Annotated in this window: 21 protein-coding genes; 5 read left to right on the top strand and 16 right to left on the bottom strand. The window is 54.9% G+C overall.

The window, feature by feature from the left end:
- Positions 1–7: 7 nt before the first annotated feature.
- The 14 genes from LNV06_RS08180 to LNV06_RS08115 form a co-directional block, all read right to left on the bottom strand.
- Positions 8–1,234: a glycosyltransferase family 4 protein gene (locus LNV06_RS08180; protein ID WP_263537770.1), complete on the bottom strand. Its 1,227-nt coding sequence runs from the start codon at positions 1,232–1,234 to the stop codon at positions 8–10.
- 7 nt (positions 1,235–1,241) lie between these two features.
- Entirely contained in the window at positions 1,242–2,375 is a 1,134-nt protein-coding gene (gene wecB, locus LNV06_RS08175; protein ID WP_263537769.1) for a non-hydrolyzing UDP-N-acetylglucosamine 2-epimerase, read from the bottom strand.
- Positions 2,372–3,487: a UDP-2-acetamido-2,6-beta-L-arabino-hexul-4-ose reductase gene (gene wbjC / locus LNV06_RS08170; protein WP_263537768.1), complete on the bottom strand. Its 1,116-nt coding sequence runs from the start codon at positions 3,485–3,487 to the stop codon at positions 2,372–2,374. Before wbjC ends, wecB (LNV06_RS08175) begins: the two co-directional genes overlap by 4 nt.
- Positions 3,488–3,491: 4 nt before the next feature.
- Entirely contained in the window at positions 3,492–4,526 is a 1,035-nt protein-coding gene (locus LNV06_RS08165; RefSeq protein WP_263537767.1) for a polysaccharide biosynthesis protein, read from the bottom strand.
- Between the two features lie 8 nt (positions 4,527–4,534).
- On the bottom strand, positions 4,535–5,332 hold the full coding sequence (locus LNV06_RS08160; RefSeq protein ID WP_263537766.1) for an AglZ/HisF2 family acetamidino modification protein: 798 nt from the start codon (positions 5,330–5,332) through the stop codon (positions 4,535–4,537).
- 3 nt (positions 5,333–5,335) lie between these two features.
- Positions 5,336–5,950 carry an imidazole glycerol phosphate synthase subunit HisH gene (gene hisH / locus LNV06_RS08155; protein WP_263537765.1) on the bottom strand — a complete coding sequence of 205 codons (615 nt, stop codon included), beginning with the start codon at positions 5,948–5,950 and terminating at the stop codon, positions 5,336–5,338.
- Positions 5,947–7,083: an N-acetyl sugar amidotransferase gene (locus LNV06_RS08150; RefSeq protein ID WP_263537764.1), complete on the bottom strand. Its 1,137-nt coding sequence runs from the start codon at positions 7,081–7,083 to the stop codon at positions 5,947–5,949. The genes hisH and LNV06_RS08150 overlap by 4 nt, the downstream gene beginning before the upstream one ends.
- The gene (locus tag LNV06_RS08145; protein WP_263537763.1) at positions 7,080–8,261 is read right to left on the bottom strand and encodes a glycosyltransferase; all 1,182 of its coding nucleotides are present in this window, start codon (positions 8,259–8,261) and stop codon (positions 7,080–7,082) included. Before LNV06_RS08145 ends, LNV06_RS08150 begins: the two co-directional genes overlap by 4 nt.
- The gene (locus tag LNV06_RS08140) at positions 8,243–9,610 is read right to left on the bottom strand and encodes a glycosyltransferase family 4 protein (protein WP_263537762.1); all 1,368 of its coding nucleotides are present in this window, start codon (positions 9,608–9,610) and stop codon (positions 8,243–8,245) included. The genes LNV06_RS08145 and LNV06_RS08140 overlap by 19 nt, the downstream gene beginning before the upstream one ends.
- Positions 9,531–10,790: a hypothetical protein gene (locus LNV06_RS08135; protein ID WP_263537761.1), complete on the bottom strand. Its 1,260-nt coding sequence runs from the start codon at positions 10,788–10,790 to the stop codon at positions 9,531–9,533. Before LNV06_RS08135 ends, LNV06_RS08140 begins: the two co-directional genes overlap by 80 nt.
- Positions 10,787–11,986, bottom strand: a complete 1,200-nt coding sequence (locus LNV06_RS08130; RefSeq protein ID WP_263537760.1) for an oligosaccharide flippase family protein — start codon at positions 11,984–11,986, stop codon at positions 10,787–10,789. Before LNV06_RS08130 ends, LNV06_RS08135 begins: the two co-directional genes overlap by 4 nt.
- A gap of 101 nt (positions 11,987–12,087) precedes the next feature.
- Complete coding sequence (gene wecB / locus LNV06_RS08125; protein ID WP_263537759.1) at positions 12,088–13,182, bottom strand: non-hydrolyzing UDP-N-acetylglucosamine 2-epimerase; 1,095 nt, start codon at positions 13,180–13,182, stop codon at positions 12,088–12,090.
- A gap of 156 nt (positions 13,183–13,338) precedes the next feature.
- Positions 13,339–14,499, bottom strand: coding sequence for a Wzz/FepE/Etk N-terminal domain-containing protein (locus LNV06_RS08120; RefSeq protein WP_263537758.1), 1,161 nt, complete (start codon positions 14,497–14,499; stop codon positions 13,339–13,341).
- A gap of 37 nt (positions 14,500–14,536) precedes the next feature.
- Positions 14,537–16,240 (bottom strand): SLBB domain-containing protein, encoded by a 1,704-nt coding sequence (locus LNV06_RS08115; protein WP_263537757.1) that lies wholly within the window; start codon positions 16,238–16,240, stop codon positions 14,537–14,539.
- A gap of 390 nt (positions 16,241–16,630) precedes the next feature.
- On the opposite strand from LNV06_RS08115, the gene LNV06_RS08110 reads away from it, so the two are divergent.
- Both LNV06_RS08110 and LNV06_RS08105 read left to right on the top strand, forming a co-directional pair.
- Positions 16,631–17,779 (top strand): MraY family glycosyltransferase, encoded by a 1,149-nt coding sequence (locus LNV06_RS08110; RefSeq protein ID WP_263537756.1) that lies wholly within the window; start codon positions 16,631–16,633, stop codon positions 17,777–17,779.
- A gap of 27 nt (positions 17,780–17,806) precedes the next feature.
- On the top strand, positions 17,807–19,297 hold the full coding sequence (locus LNV06_RS08105; RefSeq protein WP_263537755.1) for a DEAD/DEAH box helicase: 1,491 nt from the start codon (positions 17,807–17,809) through the stop codon (positions 19,295–19,297).
- 33 nt (positions 19,298–19,330) lie between these two features.
- Here the strand turns inward: LNV06_RS08105 and LNV06_RS08100 are convergent, their stop codons facing one another.
- Together LNV06_RS08100 and LNV06_RS08095 are read right to left on the bottom strand one after the other, a co-directional pair.
- Complete coding sequence (locus LNV06_RS08100) at positions 19,331–20,101, bottom strand: SAM-dependent methyltransferase (RefSeq protein WP_263537754.1); 771 nt, start codon at positions 20,099–20,101, stop codon at positions 19,331–19,333.
- On the bottom strand, positions 20,098–20,721 hold the full coding sequence (locus LNV06_RS08095) for a Maf family nucleotide pyrophosphatase (RefSeq protein ID WP_263537753.1): 624 nt from the start codon (positions 20,719–20,721) through the stop codon (positions 20,098–20,100). Before LNV06_RS08095 ends, LNV06_RS08100 begins: the two co-directional genes overlap by 4 nt.
- 87 nt (positions 20,722–20,808) lie before the next feature.
- Here LNV06_RS08095 and LNV06_RS08090 point away from each other — a divergent pair, with 87 nt between their 5' ends.
- From LNV06_RS08090 to plsX, 3 genes are all read left to right on the top strand, one after another.
- Positions 20,809–21,378, top strand: a complete 570-nt coding sequence (locus LNV06_RS08090) for a YceD family protein (RefSeq protein ID WP_263537752.1) — start codon at positions 20,809–20,811, stop codon at positions 21,376–21,378.
- Positions 21,379–21,691: 313 nt separating this feature from the next.
- The gene (gene rpmF, locus LNV06_RS08085; protein ID WP_263537751.1) at positions 21,692–21,877 is read left to right on the top strand and encodes a 50S ribosomal protein L32; all 186 of its coding nucleotides are present in this window, start codon (positions 21,692–21,694) and stop codon (positions 21,875–21,877) included.
- A 267-nt stretch (positions 21,878–22,144) separates the two neighbouring features.
- On the top strand, positions 22,145–23,242 hold the full coding sequence (gene plsX, locus LNV06_RS08080) for a phosphate acyltransferase PlsX (RefSeq protein ID WP_263538324.1): 1,098 nt from the start codon (positions 22,145–22,147) through the stop codon (positions 23,240–23,242).
- The last annotated feature ends 9 nt before the right edge of the window (positions 23,243–23,251 follow it).

The following is a 23,251-nucleotide window of genomic DNA, read 5'->3' as shown; positions in this document are numbered from 1 at the left end:
TCGTACGTCAGTTGGTGTGTGGGTCGGCCAACCAAGCTTCTAGCTTAGACATAAGGTCTGCGCGCTTGAAATGCCCGTTACCGTAGCGTCGGCCGTTCTCGCCCATCTGCTTGCGCCTTTCCGGACTCATATCAGCTAAAGCAATTGCTTGATCTGCGAGCGCACAGACATCTCCAGATGGCGCAATTAAGCCGGCGGAGGACTCATCAATGACCCTAGACCCTTCACCGTTTAGCATACCTAGCAGCGGCTTACCTGCTGCGAGGTAGCTCTGCACCTTTCCGGGGATGGTCATCGCGAAGATCGGTTCCGCTTTGAGTGAAACGAGCAGCGCGTCAGCTCCCGCGAAAAAGCTCGGCATGCGTTCGACCGGATAGCGGCCGAGCATAAAGACGGTACCAGCCAGGCCCAGGCGTTGAATGTCCTCCCGCAGTTGCGGCGCTGCGCGACCATCACCAACGATCAGCCAATGGATGTCTGGCCGATCACGTGTGAGCAAGGCAGCCTGCAAGACAGATGGGAAATCTTGTGCCTCGCCGATATTGCCAGCGAAGACGATCTTGAAGTGCTTGCTGTGAGGGGCCAGTTCTGGGGCCATATCGATTGCGGTGCCTTGATCGTCAAAGACCTCTTCGGACCAGGCAGGAAAATAGCGGAACTTCTCGGCAGAGCCTGCCCAGTGCTCAATTGGATCGACAAACGCACGAGACTGTCCGAGGATTAGGTCGCATTGCGAATAGATAAAACGGCACAGCAGCCCCACGGTACGAAGTGCGCGGTCTGACTTCACCATGCCGACTGCTTTGAGCGTGTCTGGCCAAAGGTCAAGCACCCACATGGACAGTGGGGCGCGTTTAAACCATTTCAAAAGAATGGCGGGCAAGGCCGAGGTGATCGGCGAGGTCTCGAAGACGAAGATCGCGTCGAACTGCCGCCCGCGCAGCTTCCATGGACCCAGGATGCAACCCCAGAACACAAAGCTCCAGTAGTTGAGCACGAGCTGAAGGCTGCCTTTGCCACGAGGCCGCAGGGGCACGCGCAGCACATCGGCCCCCGCATAACTAGAAAAGCGCGGGGGGTCCGCCAGATAGTCCGGGTGTACCACGCCCTCTGGATAGTTGGGCCGTCCAGTTAGGACGGTGACCTCGTGCCCTCGTGCAGTTAGTTCGGAAACAATCTCGTTGACGCGGAAGGTCTCCGGCCAGAAGTACTGGCTGACGACAAGAATCTTCACGCCAGCCTCATTCGTACTGGCGCCAGACGACTCGCTTCACATAGTCGGAGTAGCTGTGAATGATGCGTACGACCTTGTCAGAAACATTGGGCATGCTGTAGTCCGACACCTGACGTAGCGAACGCTGTTCACCGCGTGGCTGGGTGCTCAAGATGCTCAAGGCCTGGCGAACCCGGTCGAGCTCCAATCCCACCATCATGACGGAGGCCTCTTCCATGCCTTCGGGCCGTTCGTGCGCTTCGCGCAGGTTTAGTGCGGGGAAGTTCAGGATCGAAGACTCTTCAGTGATTGTGCCGCTATCCGACAGCACAGCTTTTGCATGCATCTGGAGTTTGACGTAGTCGTGGAAACCCAGCGGCTTGAGCAGACGAACCTGAGGATGGAATTCAATGCCCATCGCAGTGATACGCTTTTGCGTGCGCGGATGGGTCGAAACAACCACGGGCAGGACATGATCCTCGGCCAGCCCATTGAGCACGGCACAAAGCTTGTTGAAGCTGCGATCGGATTCGATGTTTTCTTCGCGATGTGCGCTGATCACGAAGTACTGGCCGGGCTTGAGGCCCAGGCGATCCAGTGCATCAGATGCGTCAATACGCTCGCGGTAATGAGTGAGTACTTCGAACATCGGACTGCCGGTTTTGATGATCTGGTCCGGCGGCAACCCCTCGCGAAGCAGGTACTCTCGTGCGATGTCGCTGTAAGTGAGGTTGATGTCGGCCGTGTGGTCGACGATGCGGCGATTCGTTTCTTCGGGCACGCGCATGTCGAAGCAGCGGTTGCCCGCTTCCATGTGGAAGATAGGAACTTTCTTGCGCTTGGCCGGGATGACCGCCAGGCAGCTATTGGTATCGCCCAACACCAGCATGGCTTCGGGTTTTTCCTGTTCCAGCACCTGGTCGACGGCGATGATCAGATTTCCGATGGTTTGCGCGGCGTTGGAGCCAGCACTGTTCAGAAAATGGTCGGGCTTGCGAACGCCCAAGTCATCGAAGAAGACTTGATTGAGTTCATAGTCGTAGTTCTGTCCGGTGTGGACGAGTACATGTTCACAGTACTCGTCTAGTGCCGCGAGCACGCGCGACAGGCGAATGATCTCGGGTCTTGTCCCGACAACGGACACGACTTTTAACTTCTTCATACTTGTTGAACTTTCTGTGCGACGGTATCCGGATTTTGGCGATCGAAAATCTCGTTGGCCCAGACCATGACGATCAGTTCCTCGTCGCCGATATTGCTGACGTTATGGGTCCAGCCAGGGATTGTTTCGACGATCCGGCCATCGCCACCGCGAGTGATGATCTCGTGAAATTCGTTGGTGATGATGTGGCGGAAGCCAAAGTTGGCCGTGCCTTTGATCACCAGGAATTTTTCAGTCTTGGTGTGATGGTAATGCTCGCCACGGGTGATCCCTGGGAATGCGGTGAAGTAGCCAAACTGCCCGCAATCAGGCGTCTTAAGCATCTCAACAAAGACGCCACGGGGGTCAGCATGGCGCGCCACCTCGTACTCGAACGCTGGCAACGGGAGGAAGCTGATGTAGGTGGCATAAAGCGCGCGGGTCAGTCCTGTGCCGACTCTTTCTGAAACCATCGACTCACGGCTGCTGGCAAATGCGCGAATCTGGTCTGCCAATTCGCCGACAGTTGTGTCGTACTCAGGCCCTGCCGCTACCAGACCTGAGGGCTGAGCGGAGTCACCCAGCAGCGCGCAAAAATGGCGGACGACGTCGTCAATATAGATCAGCTTAAGCGGCGCATCGGCTTTGTTGACAACGATAGCTTCACCGCGAGCGATGTTGTGGCAGAAGGTCGCCACGGCTGAGTTGTAGTTGGGGCGCGACCACTTGCCGAAGACGTTGGTGAGGCGGAAAACATGGACGCTGGCGCCTGTGCGCTGACCGTAGGCCAGCAGTAGTTTCTCAGCTTCGAGTTTGCTTCGGCCATAGGGGTTGTCAATCTCGGCTTGGCTGGATGACGCGTAGACAACTCGAGGGGGGCTGTCTTGCGCAGCCATCGCTTCACAAAGCCGTTGGGTGAAAGCGTGGTTCCCGCTAAAGAACTCAGAAGGATCTTGTGGTCGGTTTACGCCGGCCAGATGAAACACGAATTCAACGTTTGCAAGCGATTCGCCCATGGCCTCAGGACTGGCGTCATGTGGAATGAGCACCAAGGTAGTGTGGCCGAGTTCTTGCAGTCGGACTTGCAAATTGCGTCCGATGAAGCCTCTCCCACCAGTAATAGCAATCCGCATAGGTTCAATCCTCTGGCAGGGCGGCTTCACCCGCTGCAATGCGCCGCATGAAGTCAAGCTTCAACAGCAATTGCCTCATCCCATCAACATCAAGTCGTTCGGTGTTGTGGGAGTTGTAATCTTCACTCGATGAAATGCTAGTCTCCCCTTGTTCGACAAACTTTCCATAGTTGAGGTCGCGGCCATCAGGTGGCACGCGGAAGTAGCCACCGAGGTCTTCTGCCGCAGCACGCTCTTCGCGGCTGAGTAGCGCTTCATACAACTTCTCGCCGTGACGAGTGCCAATCACGCGTACTTCATGATCTTGGCGTTGCATCAGCGAGAGCACGGCATGTGTGAGAACCTCGACCGTGGCCGCCGGCGCCTTTTGTACGAAGATATCGCCGTTGTTGCCGTGTTCGAAGGCGTACAACACCAACTCCACGGCATCATCCAATGTCATCATGAAGCGGGTCATATTGGGATCGGTGATGGTGATCGGCTTGCCCGCCCGTACCTGCTCGACGAAAAGGGGGATGACCGAACCGCGCGAGGCCATCACATTACCGTAGCGCGTGCCGCAAATGACGGTGCCAGTTCCCTCTAAGTTGCGCGATGCAGCAACCATCACCTTCTCCATCATGGCCTTGGAAATTCCCATGGCGTTGATGGGATATACGGCCTTATCCGTGCTTAAGCAGACCACGCGTTTGACGCCGGCACGAATGGCGGCCTCCAGCACATTCTCTGTCCCCAGCACGTTGGTGCGTACTGCTTCCATTGGATGGAACTCGCAGGAGGGTACTTGCTTGAGGGCTGCCGCGTGATAGCAATAATCCACACCACGCATGGCGGACTCAACCACTCGAATATCGCGCACATCACCGATGTAGAACTTGAGCTTTGGGCTGTTGTAGCGCTTGCGCATATCGTCTTGCTTCTTCTCATCTCGCGAGAAGATGCGGATTTCGCGCAAGTCGGAATCCAGGAAACGGCGCAGCACGGCATTGCCGAAGCTGCCGGTGCCACCGGTGATCAACAGGGTCTTGTCTTTAAACATGGATTCAATCAATTCTTTTCGTAGGAGCGAAGTGCCGTTCGGCACAAATCGTCTTTTTGCTGCGGCGTGGGATAGTTGATCAGGACCGCTCGATACTGCCCCTTGAACACGAAGAGGCTGCCCGCTGCCGCACCGATAACGCCGCAAGCGCCGAGTAATGTGCTGATGTCATCAAGCGAGCCTGCGCCGCCGAGGATGGTCAAGGGAACTTTCAGCTCGGCGCGCATTTGACGTGCGAGTTCAATGTCGTAGCCCTTCATCTCGCCGTCGCGATCGACGGAGTTGATCACGATCTCACCAGCACCAGCCTCCTGCATTTGCCGTGCGAAGGCAATGGGGTCGAGCTTATGTGCCGTCTTGGCGTTGTGCGTACAGAGCTCGTATCCTTTACTGAAAAGGCCGCTCTTCTTGCGTACGTCAAGAACGGCCACCACACTCTGGCGGCCAATCGCTGAGGCAATCTTGGTCAGCAATTCCGGGTTGGCCACCGCGGCGGCGCTGACCGAGACTTTCTCAACGCCCAAGTCAATGATGCGAGCAGCCTGATCGGCAGTGGTGACGCCGCCGCCGTAACACAGCGGCATGCGGCACTCGGCCGCCAACTTCGCGATCTGTGCATAGTTGGGCTCGACCCTGTTTACCGATGCGTCGATGTCCAGCACCATCAACTCGTCAGCTTCTTTTTCGTTGAAAATCTTGACCGCGTTGATGGGGTCGCCCACATACTTGGGTGCCTTGAATTGCTGGGTCTTGACCAGCCCGCCTTTGTGGATCAACAGGCAGGGAATGATGCGAGGACGCAGCATGGTTCAGAGTTCCGCGAAGTTCTTTAAGAGATGCGCACCGAAATGGTGGCTTTTCTCGGGGTGGCACTGGACGCCGTGGATATGGCCTTTTGAAACAATGCAATCAAAGTGATGGCCGTACTCTGCCGTGGCAGAAACGTCGTTTTTATCTGCCGCATCAAAGTAATAGGAATGCAGGAAGTAAAAGCGCGGCTCAGGCTCAAAGCCGCTAAAGAGCTTGTGGCCAGGCTTGACCGCCAGGTCGTTCCAGCCCATGTGTGGCATGGGCAAATCCTTGGATTGCGGATGCGTGGCGAAGGCTTTGACTTGGCCGGGTACCCAGTTCAATCCGGGCAACTCACCTTCGTCACTGCCACCAGCCAGCATCTGCATGCCGACGCAAATGCCAAGCACCGGAATACTCTCTTGCAGCACCAACTCTTCCAGGCGCTCTCGCATCCCGGACTGATTGAGCAGGGTCATGGCGTGATCGAACGCACCGACGCCAGGCAAAATCAAGCGAGTCGCACCCTCCAAGTCCGATGCCGTACGCGCCCTTGTTGCCTCCAGTCCCAGGCGTTTGAACATCGTCATGAAGGCCTGGATATTGCCAACGCCGTAATCGACGATGCGAATCATCGGAAGTACCTTTTTTCCAGACCCAGCCAGCGCATCGCATTGGCACCGAAGCCGATCATCCAGCGCTTGTTCTTGTAGTCCCGGTAAGTCTTGTTTGGACCATCGAAGATGGCCTGCAATTCATCGACAGTCAGGTCCAATTTATGCGCTACATATTCGAATTCCTGCTTCAGAAAGTGTTCGTCCATTTCTGGCTGGGCAATGCGCGCAAGTGCGGCCTCGCGCGTCATTTGGCCCGTCATGATGAGGCTGGAGAAATGGGCCCGCCGTTTATGGAAACCAAACTTTCGCGGCAACCAATAGTCTTCATAAAAGCGTGTGAAGCGTGACTCGTGATGTTTGTGTTGGAAGCGTTGCCAGCCGAACAAGCGCCCGAGTTCATCCTCTGCTTCCTTCTTGCCGAAGGGCACAAGGTTTAGCGGGTGGTGTACCTTCATGCCGAGGACCTTCTGGTAATACAGCTTGTAGACCAGAATGTCCTTGAGCGGGAACGTCTCCAACGGACGCTTGCCAAATTGCTTGTGGATGTCATTGAAGAGCAGCGTATCGATGCCCAAATAGCCGCCCCATTCCTCTGGCTCGCGGCAGCACTCGGTTGAGAAGTTCGAGCCGGTGATGACGTGCTTGATCTTGTGCTGGCGCGCGAACTTGTAGAGCGAAGAAAAAAAGGAGGCGTCCTGCGGCAAGTCCTGATCCGGGATCCCTGACCGCAGAAAGGCAACCTGAAGATCTTTCATTTCCTCCCAATTGATCACTTCGGTGTAAAGATCCAGCCCGAGCCCATCAACAAGCTTCTCGATATTGCCTACCGCTTGGTCGGTATTCCATCCTGCGTCTACATGAAAGAGTAAGGGGCGTAGTCCCATCTTTGCTTTGGCGATGTATGCGACATAGGAACTATCCAAGCCACCACTAAGGCCGATGATGCAATCAAAGTTACGGCCTTTGCCATCCTCACGGATCAAATCAGCCATTCGTTGTAGCTCCATACCCCCCTTGGTCTTGGTGTCCCAGTTTTGGAGTATCGTCGCTTCAAAGTTGTTGCAGTAATCGCACTTGCCTTGTCCGTCGAACCTAATGTTCGGATCGGAAGTGTCCATGATGCACTGTGAGCAGATTTGGTATGAGCTCATTGGGTTGTCACGTATTGAAAATAGCTGTTACGAATAAAGCTGAACGTGCGGTTTGAGCACTCTGACCAAGTGAAAGTGTCTGCGCGTTCATGGGCGGTTGTTGCCAATAATTTACGGCGATCTGGACTAGCGATCAAACGGCCAATAGAATCCGCGATGGATGTCGGATCCAGTGGGTCGAAATACTCACCGCCGTCGCCCAAGACTTCGGGCATGGGACCTCGATTTGAACATGCAATAGGTAGAGCTTTCGCCATGCCTTCCAGCAAGGTAACCGGCAAATTCTCGCAACTAGATGCGAAAACAAAGATATCTGCATGATCCAACTGCGCGGGTAGCTCGCTGTGTTTGAGGAAATCGAGTTGCGTCGTCCATTCTGCCCCGCCGCACTCTGCAATTGTGCGATCCAACAGTTGACGAGCTTTCCCCGACCCTCCGCCAATCAACGTTAGTGTGACAAGTATGCCCTGGTCTCGTAGCAGGCGAATTGCCTTAACAACGTTCCACTGATGCTTGTAGAAGTCCGCACTAGAAACATATGTGCAACGGATTGCGTTTCCGTCGACTTGGAAGTGTGTTCTTAGTCCGGGGGCAGGAATTCGAAACGCGTCATCTACTCCGTGCGGGGCAAGTGCAGTGGTGCTCAGATTTCCACAGGAGGCTTGGACCAACTTGCGCGCATATTCAGTTAGAAACAAAACACCAATTGCCCGGCGGAATGCGATGTTCTGTACGCGTTTGATAACTTCAAGACGTAGCCTAGTACGACCCAAACGATAGGTTTGCATAACACCCGGCTCATAAGATAGCAGGTCTTGGCTTAGTACGACCAACGGGTGGAAGTTGCACAAAGTGCTTGCATCAGTAGCGAACAGGACATGACAGCCGATTCGCTCGGCGTCCCGCTTCAAGATACTGGCCTGCCACCATAGTTGTTGAAAGAGTGACTTCTCCAGCATAGGGTGGTGGTGCTTGAATAGCCAAGGGCGGTCAGGTAAGCCATCAAGTAACGACTTAAACGCCCAAACATGGACCTGAGCAATGCCGAGCTTTACGTCGAATGCATCAATGATTCCTTTGAGGTGGGCTATAGCACCGCCAGAACGGTTGCGTGAGGCGTCGATGCCGACAATTAAGCCCGCGGTTTCACCCTTAGGTGTCATGAATGCGTTTTCCATTGTTTGATTGTTCTCGCCAATACTTCGGTGAACTGCTTGGCGATGGGAACAAAATCATATTTTTCAAGCACATGCTTGCGCGCGTTCTTGCCATACTCCGCATATTCGTCGGGGGGGAGTTTCGATAACTCTATTAGCTTTGCTCGAAAATCCTCGATGGACTCAGGTTCGAATGTCACCGCGCTTTTGTACTCAGCCCGTTGGCTATTTATTTCATTTTCCTCGAACAGGATAGGAAGTCCACATGATTGGGCCTCAAAGAAACTCATGCTGCATTGTTTTGGAAAGACTGATAGGTCAGCCATTTGATAAAAGCGCGCCAAATCAAAGTACCGCTGGGTCGGGAGTCGCACTATCTTGTTCTGACTGCCGGCGAGCTCAGATTCTACAGTTTCACCGTACTCTCCTACCGCGTTGCCGATCACAAGAAATTCAATGGGTCTGTTGCTTGGGTCGTTTAAGGAGCGGCTAATGGCAGAAGACAAGAATTTCCCACCCTTGTGTTCATCCAATTTGCCGGCATAAACAACTAGAAAGGCGTTTGGATCTAGCCCAAGTTCTTTGCGTAGGGACGCTTTTTTTTCTGGATCGGGCTTGAAATGATCGGTATCCGTACCGAAGGAGAGAAGATCGGTGTGTGACAAGGGAATGCCTAGGCACTTCTGAACGAAATCGCTATCAACTACACGTATTAGCGGAATTTTTCGCTTCAAAATAATAGGCGTTATGAAGCGCTTATAGATCCACCGAAAATACTCCCTGTACTTGTTTTTTGATGCCATTTCGAGCATGTGGCAATCAAGGACTATCGGAAATGGTAGCCAACGCGAAATCAAAATAAACACAATTCCGGTTAATGTATCTTCCCCGTGAACGAAGAGTACATCTGGTTTTGTAGATATTACTTGTCTCAAAAGTCTAAACGGGCGAAATATTGCGCGTCCGCTATAGAAGCCAAATAATGGAACTCGGTGTATTTTTACACCAGTCTCATTTTCGAATCTTTGGTCTCGACCAATAATGTCATCGCGGCCGAAAAAATCGGTTAACTCCGATGGGATTTTGTCAAGTTCGGCTGTCACAACTTGAACTTCGTGGCCTTGAAGTACTTGAAGTCTGCCAAGCAAGTTAACTTGATAGCCAGCGTCTGGATGGATGAAATCTTCGAGATGTACTATTTTCATAGTTTTTAAATTTAATGGCTTTACTTGCTTCTTTGGTTTTTTGTGGCTTTTAATTGGATTTAAAGATTTTTTGTGAAATTTTAAGTTAATCTTTCGTTGCTCGCCATGCCAATAGGAAAATAACGCCACCACCACCAGATAGTAATGCTGTTGAAAGGGGTACATTTAACATTGCAATGATAAATCCAGTAATCCAAGCGACAGTGAATCTACTCTCAAAGACTCTGGTGAGGCGATTTATCGCGAAAAGTATGGCAATCACCGGTATTGTTACTATGAGTATTCCCGCAACTCCACAGGCCGCAAAGCCATCGCTTGCCCAAAAGCTTGCGTTGAAGTTGGCTTCAGCCGACCCGGAATACTCAATTCCTATGAGCTGCCCTAAAGAATTTTCACCGTAAGGATAGTTGCCGGTCAGGGATTTGATTGGGCCAATGTGGGTGTAGTATGTGTACTTGTGGCTTCCGAAGTACTCAAAATATTTGCTGGCTGTCCATCCGCTAGTTCCGATGACACGCACAAGTATTATTGCTTTTGCCCAAAGTGATGCGCCTTCGTCAGGTAGAGCGGCGATTAATGTGAAAATAAGGACAATTACAGTAAATAATGTGCGAGCCAAAAAACCAGACCCTGAACGCCAGAGAAAAACTACGCCCAACGTCATTGGTAAAAGCAGGAGTGATGATTTTGCGCCCGTTGTTGTATAAAGTACTATGGAGCCGAGAATCCCCAAAATAAGGTGACGCCATTTTTTGTGGGCAATGCCCCGGGCAAAAAAATAAGAGAGGAAACAGTAGGAGACCAATGAGGTTAGGTAGTTAAAAAGCGGGCTGGAGGCCCCTGAGGTTGCTTCTTCTCGGAGGTCATAGACATCTTCAAATGACACAAGGCGCATGTGGTGTCGATTGACGGTGATAATCGTGATGATCGTTCCGATTGTGAGTAGGCCTAGGAATCGGTCTAAGTTTTTGAAGCTAAATGAATTGGCCGGTGTTGGCAGTGCTCCCATTCGAGCCGCTACGAATATAAAGGACATGCTCAATGCGATAGCAACTTGCGCCTCAAATATCGTGCGATACGGTTGATCTACACTGAATAGTAGGCTCAATTGAATTGGAACGTAGCACAGCGTGTATATTAATCCCGCGGCAGCTTGTGCGGGGTGTGCAGTATCGCTGTACGCGAAAACTACGAGTAATGATAGTAGGTAGGTGCTTGCCAAACTCAAGGGTGTCGGGGCTAGGTATGTGTAGTGGGCGTATTCAAAGGTTGGATTGATGTATGAGACGTAGGCGTAATGAACGGCGACGATGTAGAGGGTGGCGAGTATTAGTGCTTTAATCATGCCGTTTCACTCGTTCTGGGTGAATTGTCCGCGCCTCGGCACATGCGTAGCACTAGGACCAACATCGCAGCAATGCTCAGTGCAGAAGTTGCCGAATAAATTAGTAGTGCTGAATTCAAGGGTAGGTGATTTGTCGCGGCGGCTGCCAAAAATACCAGTGGTACCCCCGTTGTCGCTAGTTGAATTTTCAATCCAGTATCCGCGCGGCGAAGTGCCACGAAGACGCTGGCAAAAGGACTGCCTAGGAACTGTGCTGCTACGCCAAGTGCAATTGCTTGTGCAACTTGACCAGCTCCTTGATACTCGACTCCGAACACTTTGCTGAACAATAATGGTGCCAATGCAGTCAGTGTTCCGAATAATGGGAAAGCAAAAAACGCTAAAGTACGTAAGGTGCGCTGAAAAAGAGTGGTGACCTCTGTGCGATTTCGTTGCCGCCGTACAAATTCGGCGCGAAAGACTTCGGTTAAGGCTCCGCCGATAAGGGCGGAGGGGACCAGCAAAAGACGATTGGCGACAGCAAAATGCCCGACATCAGCTATTGGGTAATTCGCCGTGAGGATAAGAGGGATGGCACTTTGACTGAATGTAATTAAAAGTGTTGTGGGGAGAACTAAAGTGGGGAACTGCTTGTAAACTATAGCTCGGTGTATTAGGTTTTTAATTGATAATCGAATAGGAATTGTTGGACCTCTGCTTTGGGACAAATACATGTACCCAAGAGAGCTGGCCATGCCAAATACAAAACCAAAAATTAGGTATTCGGGTCTGCCCCCTAGCCAAATCCCCAGGCCCAGGCTGGTTCCGATGTTGAATGTAGCGCCAATTATTTGGCTGCGAGCAAAATGTTTGTAATTGTTTCGGCGAGCACTCCATTGCTGAGTTAGTGTATAGAGTGAACCAAGCCATAGGGCTAGAGGTAGCCATAAATTCAGTTCGGCGGCGTGAGGTAGGAGCGAAAGCGTCGTTGACAGCCAAAGGATTACTCCTGTCAGAATCGAGAGACTAGACGCAATAAGGATAACTAATGCAGTTAGTCTTATCGCACTTTGGTCCGACTTAGGTAGGATGACTGCTGCATCGTACTTCATTGTCGCAATTGGTATCGCGATGGCGTAGGTAGAAGAAAACACCGCCATGATGCCAAAAGCATCTGGACTAAAAATTCGCGTCAGCAGAGGAGTAGATGCGATCATGAGTGCCTGCGAAACCACTGCACCGGACGCGAGTCGAGACACGTTTTTTCGCATGACCTCCAATGCCTGATTGGGACTAGGCGCGTCTCTCTGAGGTGGGTTCACTTTGCCTGCTGCGCTTGCAGAATTGCTTTCAGGCAGAGTTCGGCTGCGTTGCCTGTGCCGTAGGGTTCGGTTGTTAACTTGCGCAGACTGTCGCTAGATTGGAATGCCCGAACGATTGCATCTGGTTCTGCGCCAGTTAGCGTATTCCAGCCTGAATTTACAGTTTCAGTCCATTCTGTTTCATCGCGCATAGTGATGCACGGAACACCGTAAAAGAAAGCCTCTTTTTGTACTCCACCTGAGTCTGTCAAGATGACCTTTGCAGATTGTTCCAGTCGTACCATATCTAGAAAAGGTAGCGGGTCAGTTAAGGTTACGGCTTTTAACTCACTTTCAAGTTCATGCTCTGCGATGAGTTTGCGAGTCCGAGGATGGAGCGGCAGTATCACTGGCACGTCTTTTGCAATCTTTGCCAATGCACTGACAATACCTCGCAGGCGGTGCGAGACATCTGTATTTTCCGCTCGGTGGCAAGTGGCTAGCACATATTGGCCTTCGGCTAGGCCCAGTCTTTCCAAAATATCGCTTTGCCTACGTGATAGATCCCTGTAGTAGAGGGAAACGTCGTACATAACATCCCCAACCAAATGCACGCCTTTCATTTTCCCCTCTGCACGAAGGTTGTCTACGCTAGTTTTTGTAGGACACAAAAGCAGGGTGGAAAGACGGTCGGCAACGATTCGGTTTACTTCTTCAGGCATTCTCATATTGAACGAGCGAAGACCTGCTTCAATATGGGCCACAGGAATGTGAAGCTTTGCTGCTGCTAATGCAGCTGCCAGCGTCGAGTTCGTATCGCCATAAATTAGAACCCAATCTGGTTTCTCGGCTATGAGAACTTTTTCGATGCCGTCAAGCATTTTTCCAGTCATGGCCCCATGGAGCCCACCGGAAATTTCTAGATTGTATTTCGGCGTGGTTATTTTTAGTTCATCAAAAAATACCGATGACATGTTTTCATCGTGATGCTGCCCTGTGTGAAGAAGTGTTTCTTCAAAAATATTATCCTGGCTATTTCTGATTGCCCTGGAGATTGCGGCGGCTTTAATGAATTGAGGGCGAGCGCCAACGACGGTAAGGATTTTTAGCATTTGTCTTGATTCACTAGGGGAAGCCAAGGAGCGGATGTTGATACCGGGTGTGGTGATCGGATTCTGGAATTCGATGCTATATGGACTTGTCTTACCCGCTCGAGCCTTCGAGGAAATGGCAGTTGTGGTGCGTTTGCTTTTGGCTTAAGGCGGCCCTTAAACAGCCAATTCTTGTTTGATTGCTTGGATTTTCTTCGCCTTTTGTAAGATGTGCATCGTTGGAAAATAAATTAGCATCAACACTAAAAATGCGAACGTCGATGTAAGAGCTATGGATGCTCTCTTTGGATTGCTTTTGTGCTCCGGTCTGGTGGCAATGTCGATGACTTGGATCAGAGCACCTTCACGGCTTTCGTCCAAGCGTGCGATTTCAAACTGCTTGGAAAACAGCTCGAACAACGTTTCTTGGTATTTGTATTCTCGGTAGCGACCGATGTAGTCTGCATCGTTCTTGATGTCGCTTGTTGCGCCTTCCAACTTGGACAACTGGGCGCGCAGCGCGCCCAGCAGTGTTGTTTGCTGCTGGATTTCAGGGGTGGTGTCGGCCAAGCTGCGGCGCATGGTTTGCAGCTTGATCTCAGCTGCTGTAGCCTGGGCCTTAAGGGTGGCATAGCCTTCGGCGGCTGCCTTGGGTTCAGCTTTCAATGCGCCGGGGTTGAATCCGCTGCTTTGCAGGATCTGTTGGGCTTCAACTAGCTTGATTTGGGTCCGCTTCAACTCTCCTTCAAAGAACGCGCGACGCTGCTGAGCCTCAGTCAATGCGAGTTCGGAAGTCAAGCGCCGCAATTCGGTGACATGCATATTTGCGATATCGGCGGCCATTTGCGGGTTTTTGGCGTCAACCTCGACTGTAATCAGGCCATCTTTCTTTCCCAAAGAAATGCGCACATTCTTTTCGAGTGTGTTACGGGCTTCAAAGCGGTACTTGGATTCGTACTCTTCCATGAGCTTGAAGCGGTCGACGATACGATCTTCGACATTGTTGCTCTGCATCAGGGCGACATACTGGTCTGCCGGGCTTTTGATTCCAGCCATGCCGCCCGCCAAACCAGATAGGGCGCCTAGGGATGCCAAGGCTGACGCGGCAGAGCTTTGCTGTTGTTGGGGGGGCAAGAATGTGGTCTTGGCGGTATAGGTGGGTGCAATGAGGTAGCTGCCGCCCAGGGCCAAGGTGCCCGCTGCTAAGGGGGCCACCAGCAGCAGTCGCCAGCGCGCTGCCAAGATGGTCAGTAGTTCCAGCAGGTCGATGCCGTCGTCATCACCTTGTTGATCAAGAGGTGCAAGATGGTCTTGCGATGTTGAATTGTTTTGGCTCACGCGCAGCGACTCCGCAGTTTCAGCTTGGTTCGGTCAATTAGTTCTTGATGGTCTTCAGCGCCGCAGCGCCCAAGCCAAACTGATAAAGAATCTGCGTCCATTCCTTCGCCTCTTGCATGAAGGTGGTCTTGTCCATTTCCTCGGGCACGAACACGGTGTCACCGGGTTGTGCGGGCAGGCTTTCCAGGGAATTGCCGGACATGAACCAGCCGCCGGTCGACTGGCGAGCGCTTACGACGCTGCCGTTGGCGCGGACCACGAAGGAGCTGCCGGTGTCGGCGCCCTTGGTTGGGCCGCCGGCCAGCTTCATGAACTCACCGAGTGCTGCGCCTGTTTTATACAGGTAGCTGCCACTATTGAACACGCTGCCGAAAACGCCGATGCTCTTCGGAACTGCGGGGACGTGGAGACGGTCGCCGTCTTCGAGGCTCAGGTCGGGGAGGTTGTTGGCTTCGGGGGGAATTTCCAGCACGACGCGACCCGTGGGCTTGAGCGAGCGCAGGCGTTCCACCAAGCGTGTGCTGCTTTGTTCCTTGGCGACCTGCGTTGCGGCTTCATCGGCGCTGAGGGCTTTCTTGCCGGAACTGGCGCGCAGCAAATCAATCTCCATGGCGCGAAGCGCCCGTTCATAGTTCTCGGACTGCTTGATCCGCACGCTTTCGCGGCTGAAATCGGTGCCGTAGAGGTAGGCGCCGGGTGTCAGTCCTCCCGCCGCCTTGATGGCGTCGGCCAAGGTGCTGTTGGCCGGCAAGATGAATTCGCCTGGGCGCTGCACTTCGCCTTCGACCTTGATGCGCTTGCTTTGCTTGTGTTGGGGCAGGGCCGTTTCAACCGCGCTGAAGGCGCGCAGGATGTCGCCATCACGTAGTTTGTTTTTCTCTTGCTGGGGCAGGGGGATTTCGATGACGCGAGCGTCATTGCGCGCATCCAATCGTTCCAGCGTAAAACGGCTGCGATCAGCCACAGCGGAGAACCCGCCCGCCATGGCCAGCACGTCGGCCAGCGTGTCTTGAGGCTTAAGCTCAAAAATGGCCGGCTTGTTGACGCTGCCGATCAAGGCCACTTGCGGGCCAACAGCGCCGATGTGAATCACATCATCAGCTTGCAGGGTGCGGTCGGCGGTTTTGTCGCCCTTGATCAACAACTCATAGAAATCGAAGGAGCTGATGGTCTTGCCGGCTCGGCGCAATTCGATTTGGCGGAAGCTTCCGGCGCCGGTGGGGCCACCGGCTTTCATCAGGCCGGTCACCAATGTCGAAAGGCTGCTCACCGTGTAAGCGCCTGGGCGCTGGGTGAAGCCCGTCACATAAATCCGAATGCTCCGCAGGCGTCCCAAGGAGGTCGAGATTTTGTAATTGCGGAAGACTTGGCTGACACGCTGGTCGATGGCGGAGTTCAGGTCTGCGTAGCGCACACCCGCAAGCATCACGGGGCCGACGCGCGGGATGGTGATGCGGCCGCTGCGATCGACGGTGAGGCGCAGGTCGGCATCGACGGAGCCCCACAGGGTGACCAGGATCTCGTCGCCAACGTTGATGACATAGTCTTGTGGGATCTGGGTGCTGGATTCTTGAAGGAGCCCGCCACGCGAGGCTTCGCTCATCAATTCAGAACCGAAGCGGCGAATCGGCTCTGCCTCCGCGGCGACACGCCCGGGATCATTGGCGCTTTCGGCCTCACGGCGAGCAGCTTCCCGGTCTTGGCCGGCGAGCCGTTGCACATAGCGTTCGAATTCACTCATCGGAACGACCGCCGGAGCCAGCGGCGCGCGATACATCACTTCGTCAGCCGTCGTATCCGAACTCGCTCGTGCATTGGATTGGAGGCGAATGGCGCCACCAGTTTCCGTTTTGCTTTGCTCTTGGGTTTCGGCTGCCAAGGCAGGGCTTAAAACAAGCAGCAAAATCGCTTGGGCCATTGCTGTGAGTGCGGTCGTCTTGGTGACGGCAGGGTGTTTTTGTTGTTTGCAGACCACTGACATTCCTCGGTCGTGTGTTCGTGAATCTTTCTTTGCACACAGGTGCTCGCCGTGGGTTTACCCGGGTACCGTGTGGATTGGGGCGGATTCTAGCGGTGCTTTGGTGGGGCACCGGCCCTGAGTTGAGCAAGAGGGCCTCGCTACACTCCGCGCATGCTGTATTTCATTACGTCTTTTTTGGTGGCCACTTTGGTCACTTTGTGGGTTGTGCATTCCGCCAGTCTCCACGGGCATTTGTCGGCGGATGGGGACTTGAGTGGTCCGCAGAAGTTTCATGCCAAGGCGGTGCCACGGATCGGTGGTGTGGGTATGTTTGCGGGCCTGTTGGTGGTGGCGGGCCTGGTGTGGTGGCGCGGTTCAGACCATGCCCATCTCGGGCTGATGCTTTTGCTATGTGGCTTGCCTGCCTTTGCCGCAGGCTTGATAGAGGACTTCACCAAAAAGGTGTCGCCCGGCAAGCGCTTGCTGGCGACCGCAGTTTCTGCGGTCTTGGCTTTTTGGTTGATCGACGCGCGGATCACTAATACCGACATCCCTGGTCTGGACTTTCTTGTGGCGACCACAATCGGGGCTTTGCTGGCCACGGTGCTTGTGGTGGCCGGGGTTGCCAACGCAGTCAACATCATTGACGGTTTCAATGGCCTTTCTTCGATGTGTGTTTGCCTGATGCTGCTGGCTTTTGCCTATGTTGCGCACCAGGTGGGAGACGTTGAGTTGACCTTGTGGTCTCTGGCTGGCGTAGGTGCCGTTCTTGGCTTCTTCGTTTGGAACTTTCCGGCCGGCATGATCTTCCTGGGAGACGGTGGGGCTTACTTCTTGGGCTTTATGGTCGCCGAGATCGGCATTCTGTTGATCGCTCGCCACCCCGAGGTGTCGCCCTTGTTTGCGCTGATGGTGTGCAGCTACCCGGTGTTTGAGACGCTGTTCTCGATTTATCGCCGACGCTTCATACGCGCTACGCCACCGGGCCTGCCCGATGGCATTCATTTGCACTCCCTGATTTACCGCCGTCTGATGCGCTGGACCGTTGGTGCTCGCGATGCGCGTGCGATGACCCGCCGCAACTCAATGACGGCGCCTTATCTTTGGATGCTGTGTATCTTTTCGCTGGCGCCTGCTGTGCTTTTTTGGGACTCGACCCCGATGATGGCGCTGTGCATGGTGCTCTTTGGTCTGGTTTATGTGGGCTTGTACTGGCGCATCGTGCGCTTCCGTACCCCGCGTTGGATGCATGCCAAGCGAGAGTTGGTCAGCCGCGTCGCGGAGATCGATAAGGGCCGCAGTTCGGGTAATCCCAAGTAATTGGCGGGGATGACGGATAATCGGGGGATGACCGACACCCAAACCACGCCCGCCGCGCCTGAAGCAGCCCCTGCACGCTTTGACACACTGCCTCTTGACGCCAAGCTGTTGCGGGCGGTAGCCGACTCCGGCTACGCCACCATGACGCCCATTCAAGCCAAAGCGATTCCTATCGTTTTGGACGGGCGGGATGTGATGGGTGCCGCCCAGACCGGCACGGGCAAAACAGCCGCGTTTTCCATCCCTTTGCTGCAGCGCATGCTCAAGCATGAGAACGCTAGTGCTTCGCCAGCGCGCCATCCGGTGCGCGCCTTGGTGTTGGCGCCAACACGTGAGCTGGCCGATCAAGTGGCCAACAATATCAAGGCTTATGCCAAGCACACGAATCTGCGGGTGACCGTGGTGTTTGGCGGCATCGACATGAAGCCGCAAACCCTGGTGTTGAAGGGCGGCGTTGAGGTCTTGATCGCTACACCGGGGCGCTTGCTCGATCACATCGAGGCCAAGAACTGCGTCTTGAATCAGGTGGAGTATGTGGTGCTCGACGAGGCGGACCGCATGCTGGACATCGGCTTCTTGCCGGACCTGCAGCGCATCTTGAGCTATCTGCCCAAGCAGCGTCAGACCTTGTTGTTCTCGGCTACGTTTTCGCCTGAGATCAAACGCCTGGCACAGAGTTATCTGCAGGACCCGCTCTTGGTTGAGGTGGCCCGTCCGAACGCGACCGCGACCAATGTGGAGCAGTTGTTTTACAGCGTGACCGACGATGACAAGCGCGCGGTGGTGACTCAGATTCTGCGTCAGCGTGCCATCACTCAGGCGATTGTGTTTGTGAATTCCAAGCTGGGTGCGGCACGATTGGCCCGTTCCTTCGAGCGTGATGGTTTGCGTACGTCCGCATTGCATGGAGATAAATCGCAGGATGAGCGTTTGAAGTCTCTGGAGGCCTTCAAGCGCGGTGAAGTCGACCTCTTGGTCGCGACTGACGTGGCTGCTCGCGGCTTGGATATTGCCGATTTACCTGCGGTCTTCAATTTTGATGTGCCTTTCAACGCGGAAGACTACGTACACCGTATCGGCCGCACCGGCCGCGCTGGCGCCTCTGGTGTGGCGGTGACGCTGGTTACCAAGTCAGATGCTCGCTTGATTGCGGATCTTGAGAAGCTCACCAAGCGGACCATCGAATTGGAGGCCTTCGAGTTGGAGGATGCGCGCCGTGCGCGGCCAGAGCGTGCACCTCGCCGTGAGTGGGAAGATCGTACGGATCGAGCCGAGTCTGGCTCGTCTCGTGCTGAATCTGCACCGGCGCCTCGCTCAAGCTACCGGGCGCCTGCTCGAGATGCTTTTTTTGACAAACCTTATGAGGCCAACGCCAGTGCTGAGTTGCCTGCCTGGGACAAGGGGGCGGCGGGCAATGCCGTCGCTGCACCACGTGGTGTGTCTAGCAATATCAAGCCAAAACGCAAGGTTGCGGCTTTGTTTGGCGCCAAAGTTCCTGCCTCATCCTTGGAGTCTTAAGTCCACCCCGGGAGGGGCGGACTTGGCGAGAAATTAGCCCAAGAAAGCGAATACGGCCGGCACCTTGTCCGGCATCGATTCACCGGAACTGCGCCACTCTTCAACCGTGGCGCTACGTGTCCAGCCTTGCTCCAGGCTCAGGCCGCAGCTGATGGACAAGCGGGTGTTGGGCTTCAGGCTGCTCAAGAGTGCATGCAGCAAGGCTGAGTTGCGATAAGGCGTTTCAATCACCAACTGCGTTTGCTGTTGGCGAGCCGACAGGGCTTCCAGTTCTCGAATGCGTGCGGTGCGGGCCGCTGCGTCGACTGGCAGGTAGCCAACGAAGGCAAAGCTCTGGCCGTTCAATCCGCTGGCGGACAGAGCCATCAGCAGCGCACTGGGGCCGCTCAATGGGATGACCTCAATATCCGCATCATGGGCTGCGGCAACCAGCAGGGCGCCCGGGTCGGCCACAGCGGGTAGGCCTGCCTCAGAGATCAATCCGATGTCATGCCCAGCGAGTGCGGGTTCGAGCAGCTTTTGCCAAGCCTGATTTTGTGCGGCGGCATCCAGGCTTGCGCGTCCCTTGGGTGGTCGAGGCAGTTCGCTGATTTGCAGGTTTTGCAGGGCTTGGCTCAAAGGGGCGATGGCATCGACCCGTTTCAAGAAGGCGCGTGTTGTCTTGGCGTTTTCTGCGGCCCAGAAATTCAGGCGGGCCGCCGTTTGAATGACGTGCAACGGCAGTACTTGTTGCAGATCCACGGCGGCGCCTTCGACGCCGAAGTCCAGGCTGTTGGGAACCAGGTAGAGGCGACCCTTTTTCATTGCGGGGCTCCCATCTTGCCGTGCAGCAGCGGGTCGAGCCCCGCTTGACGCAGCATTTCACAGGTGCGAATCAAGGGCAGGCCGATCAGGGCAGTGGGGTCGTCGGACTCGATGGCGGCGAGCAAGCTGATGCCCATCCCTTCGGACTTGGCGCTGCCGGCGCAGTCGTAGGGTTGCTCGGCGTGCAGATAATTTTCTATCTCTACGGCAGAGAGTGTCCTGAATCGGGTCTTAATAACCGCCGTGTCCAGTGCTGCAAAACCACTTTCGGCGCAGACCACGGCCACGGCGGTGTGAAAGATGACGGTCTGTCCGCTCATGGCTTGCAGTTGCTCGATGGCGCGCTCGTGGCTGCCGGGCTTGCCAAGGGCTGTGCCGTTCAAGTCAGCCACTTGGTCCGACCCGATGACGATGGCCTCTGGGTATTGTTGGGCAATGGCGTTTGCCTTGGCCAGAGCCAGGCGCTTGGCCAGTTCGGCGGGTGCTTCCAGTGGCAGTGCGCTTTCATCGACATTCGGGGCGCTGACCTCAAATGGTAGGCGAAGCCGCTCCAGCAGTTCGCGGCGGTAGCGAGAAGTCGAGCCCAGGATCAACGGGCGGGGGCTTGGGGTGTTTTGCATCGTCTGATTTTCGCACCGCTACGGCATCTGCTACTTGCGCTGAGCTTTGGTGGCCTAGCTTTTGATTGCGCCTCTACACTTGAGGCTATGAAAGAGCATCAATATTTTCCTGGCAAGTTGGATGTCGCGGCCTTCGCGCGCGACGGCGCTGAATTGAGTGGTGAACTCGCGGCCGCCTCGCTGCTGCGTCTTGCGGATGCTGCGGCCCCTGAGGCGCCTGCCAGTGCCTGGCCTGCAGTGACTTGGCGCGCCACAGGCGAGCGGCGCGAAGAGCGTGGCGCTGAAGCTCAAACTTGGCTTCATCTCGAGGCTTCTGCTGTCGCTCGCTTGACCTGCCAGCGCTGCTTGCAGCCCGTGGACGAGGCGATCCAGTTGTCGCACTGGTTTCGCTTTGTCAAGGATGAGGCCGAGGCGCTCAGTGTGGATGCAGAAAGCGAAGAGGACTTGCTGGTCCTGACGCGTAGTTTTGATGTCATCGAATTGTTGGAAGATGAGCTGCTGCTGTCTTTGCCTCTTGTGCCTCGGCATGAGGTCTGCCCGCAACCGCTCGTGGTTCCGGTGGATCCCGCCTTGCAAGAGTTGGATCAGGCTGAACAGCGGCCTCATCCCTTTGCAGCCTTGGCGGCATTGAAGAAACAACAAGGCCCCAAGCAATAAGCGTTTGGGGATGGGGTTTGGGGAATTGCCGCACGCGTGCTACAATCACGGGCTTTCCCCGGTTCGAGAATCAAAGTGGCATGTCGCAAGACTGGGAATGGGCTTTAAGGCGGTGCTTGAAAAGGCGAGCCATAAGGACACTCAGAGAAGCAGGCAGCTGGCGCATGGTGCGCATGAAGCTCGTGACGCTTGAATCAATAGCAATCGCGGCGCCCGGGGTGTAAGGGCCGCAGCGCAGCAGGTGCTCGCTACTCGGTTTCGAGGCAGTACCTGCGGCAAAGCCCCTCAATCACCGGAGCCTTAGGAGAATTTCATGGCCGTTCAGCAAAACAAAAAGTCCCCCTCCAAGCGTGGCATGCACCGTTCGCACAATGCCCTGGTTACCCCGGGTACTGCAATCGAACCTACAACAGGTGAAGTGCATCTGCGTCACCACATCAGCCCCACTGGCTTCTACCGTGGCCGCAAGGTCCTGAAGACCAAGGCTGACGCCTCCTGATAGATTGCAGGCTTCTGCGCAGCTCATGAGTTGCGCGCTGCTTTGATCTGCCATGGCTCACAAACTCCCGGCCTGTGCCTTGTTGCAGTGCCGGGTTTTTGTGTTTGAGTGTCGCGTTTTGCGCTCTTGTTTGGCCGGCGGTCCTGATTGGCAAGATTTGCCAGTGAGCCGAGGGCCAGTCGATCCCCTATTTGGTTTGCATTGATGTCAATTCCTGTTAACGGCACGCTTGCCTCGGCTGATGCTGTCGACCTGGCACCACTCAAAGTGGTGCGTTTGGCGATTGACTGCATGGGCGGTGACCACGGGCCTTCCGTCACATTGCCTGCAGCGCAAGCCTTTTTGGAGCGGCATCCAAACGCTGAGCTCTTGCTCGTCGGTCTGCCTGATGCCTTGGCGGAAGCTGCTGCTTGGCCGCGCTGCCGCATCGTGCCGGCCAGCGAAGTCGTCCTGATGGACGATCCTGTAGAGGTGGCCCTGCGTCGCAAGAAGGATTCTTCGATGCGCGTGGCTATCAACCAGCTGAAGTCGTTGGATGGCGCTGCGCCTGCTGCCGACGCTTGCGTCTCCGCGGGCAACACGGGCGCATTGATGGCCGTGTCTCGCTATTTGCTCAAGACGCTGGATGGCATCGATCGCCCTGCGATTGCTTCGGTAATGCCGAATCAAAAAGGCGGCTTCACTACGATGTTGGATCTGGGGGCCAATGTCGACTGCACGGCCGAACACTTGCTCCAGTTTGCCTTGATGGGCAGCGCGCTCGTCTCCGCTGTGGATGGGCAGCCCGAACCCAGCGTCGGCCTGCTCAATATTGGCGAAGAAGTCATCAAGGGCAGCGAGACCATCAAGCGTGCCGGCGAGTTGCTGCGACAGGCGGGTGCTGCGGGTCAGCTGAACTTCTTCGGTAATGTCGAAGGCAATGATATCTTCAAGGGCACCGTGGACCTGGTGGTCTGCGACGGCTTTGTGGGTAACGTCGCTTTGAAGACTGCCGAAGGTCTTGCGACCATGATCATCACCATCATCCGCGAGGAGTTTGGTCGCAGTTGGTTGACGAAGGCGGCAGCTTTGATGGCGATGCCGGTTTTGAAGCGATTCAAGGGCCGCGTCGATCATCGCCGTTTCAATGGCGCTGCCTTGTTGGGCTTGCGGGGTTTGGTCTTCAAGAGTCACGGCTCGGCCGATCAGCTGGCTTTCGAGACTGCCTTGAACCGGGCGTATGATGCCGCCCGCAACCGGTTGCTAGACCGGGTTCATGATCGAATCATTGCCACCTTGCAGTCCAAGTCCTTGTCCGATGCCTCGGCTGAGCTTGAGCAAGTGGCTTCAGGAGATAAGGCGACCTCGGTCGTTCAAGCTGCATGACATCAAGCT

Source organism: Paucibacter sp. Y2R2-4, assembly GCF_025717535.1.
Lineage (GTDB): Bacteria > Pseudomonadota > Gammaproteobacteria > Burkholderiales > Burkholderiaceae_C > Paucibacter_A.
The sequence above is the reverse complement of the archived record's forward strand: the minus strand, read 5'-3'. Positions and strand labels throughout refer to the sequence as shown.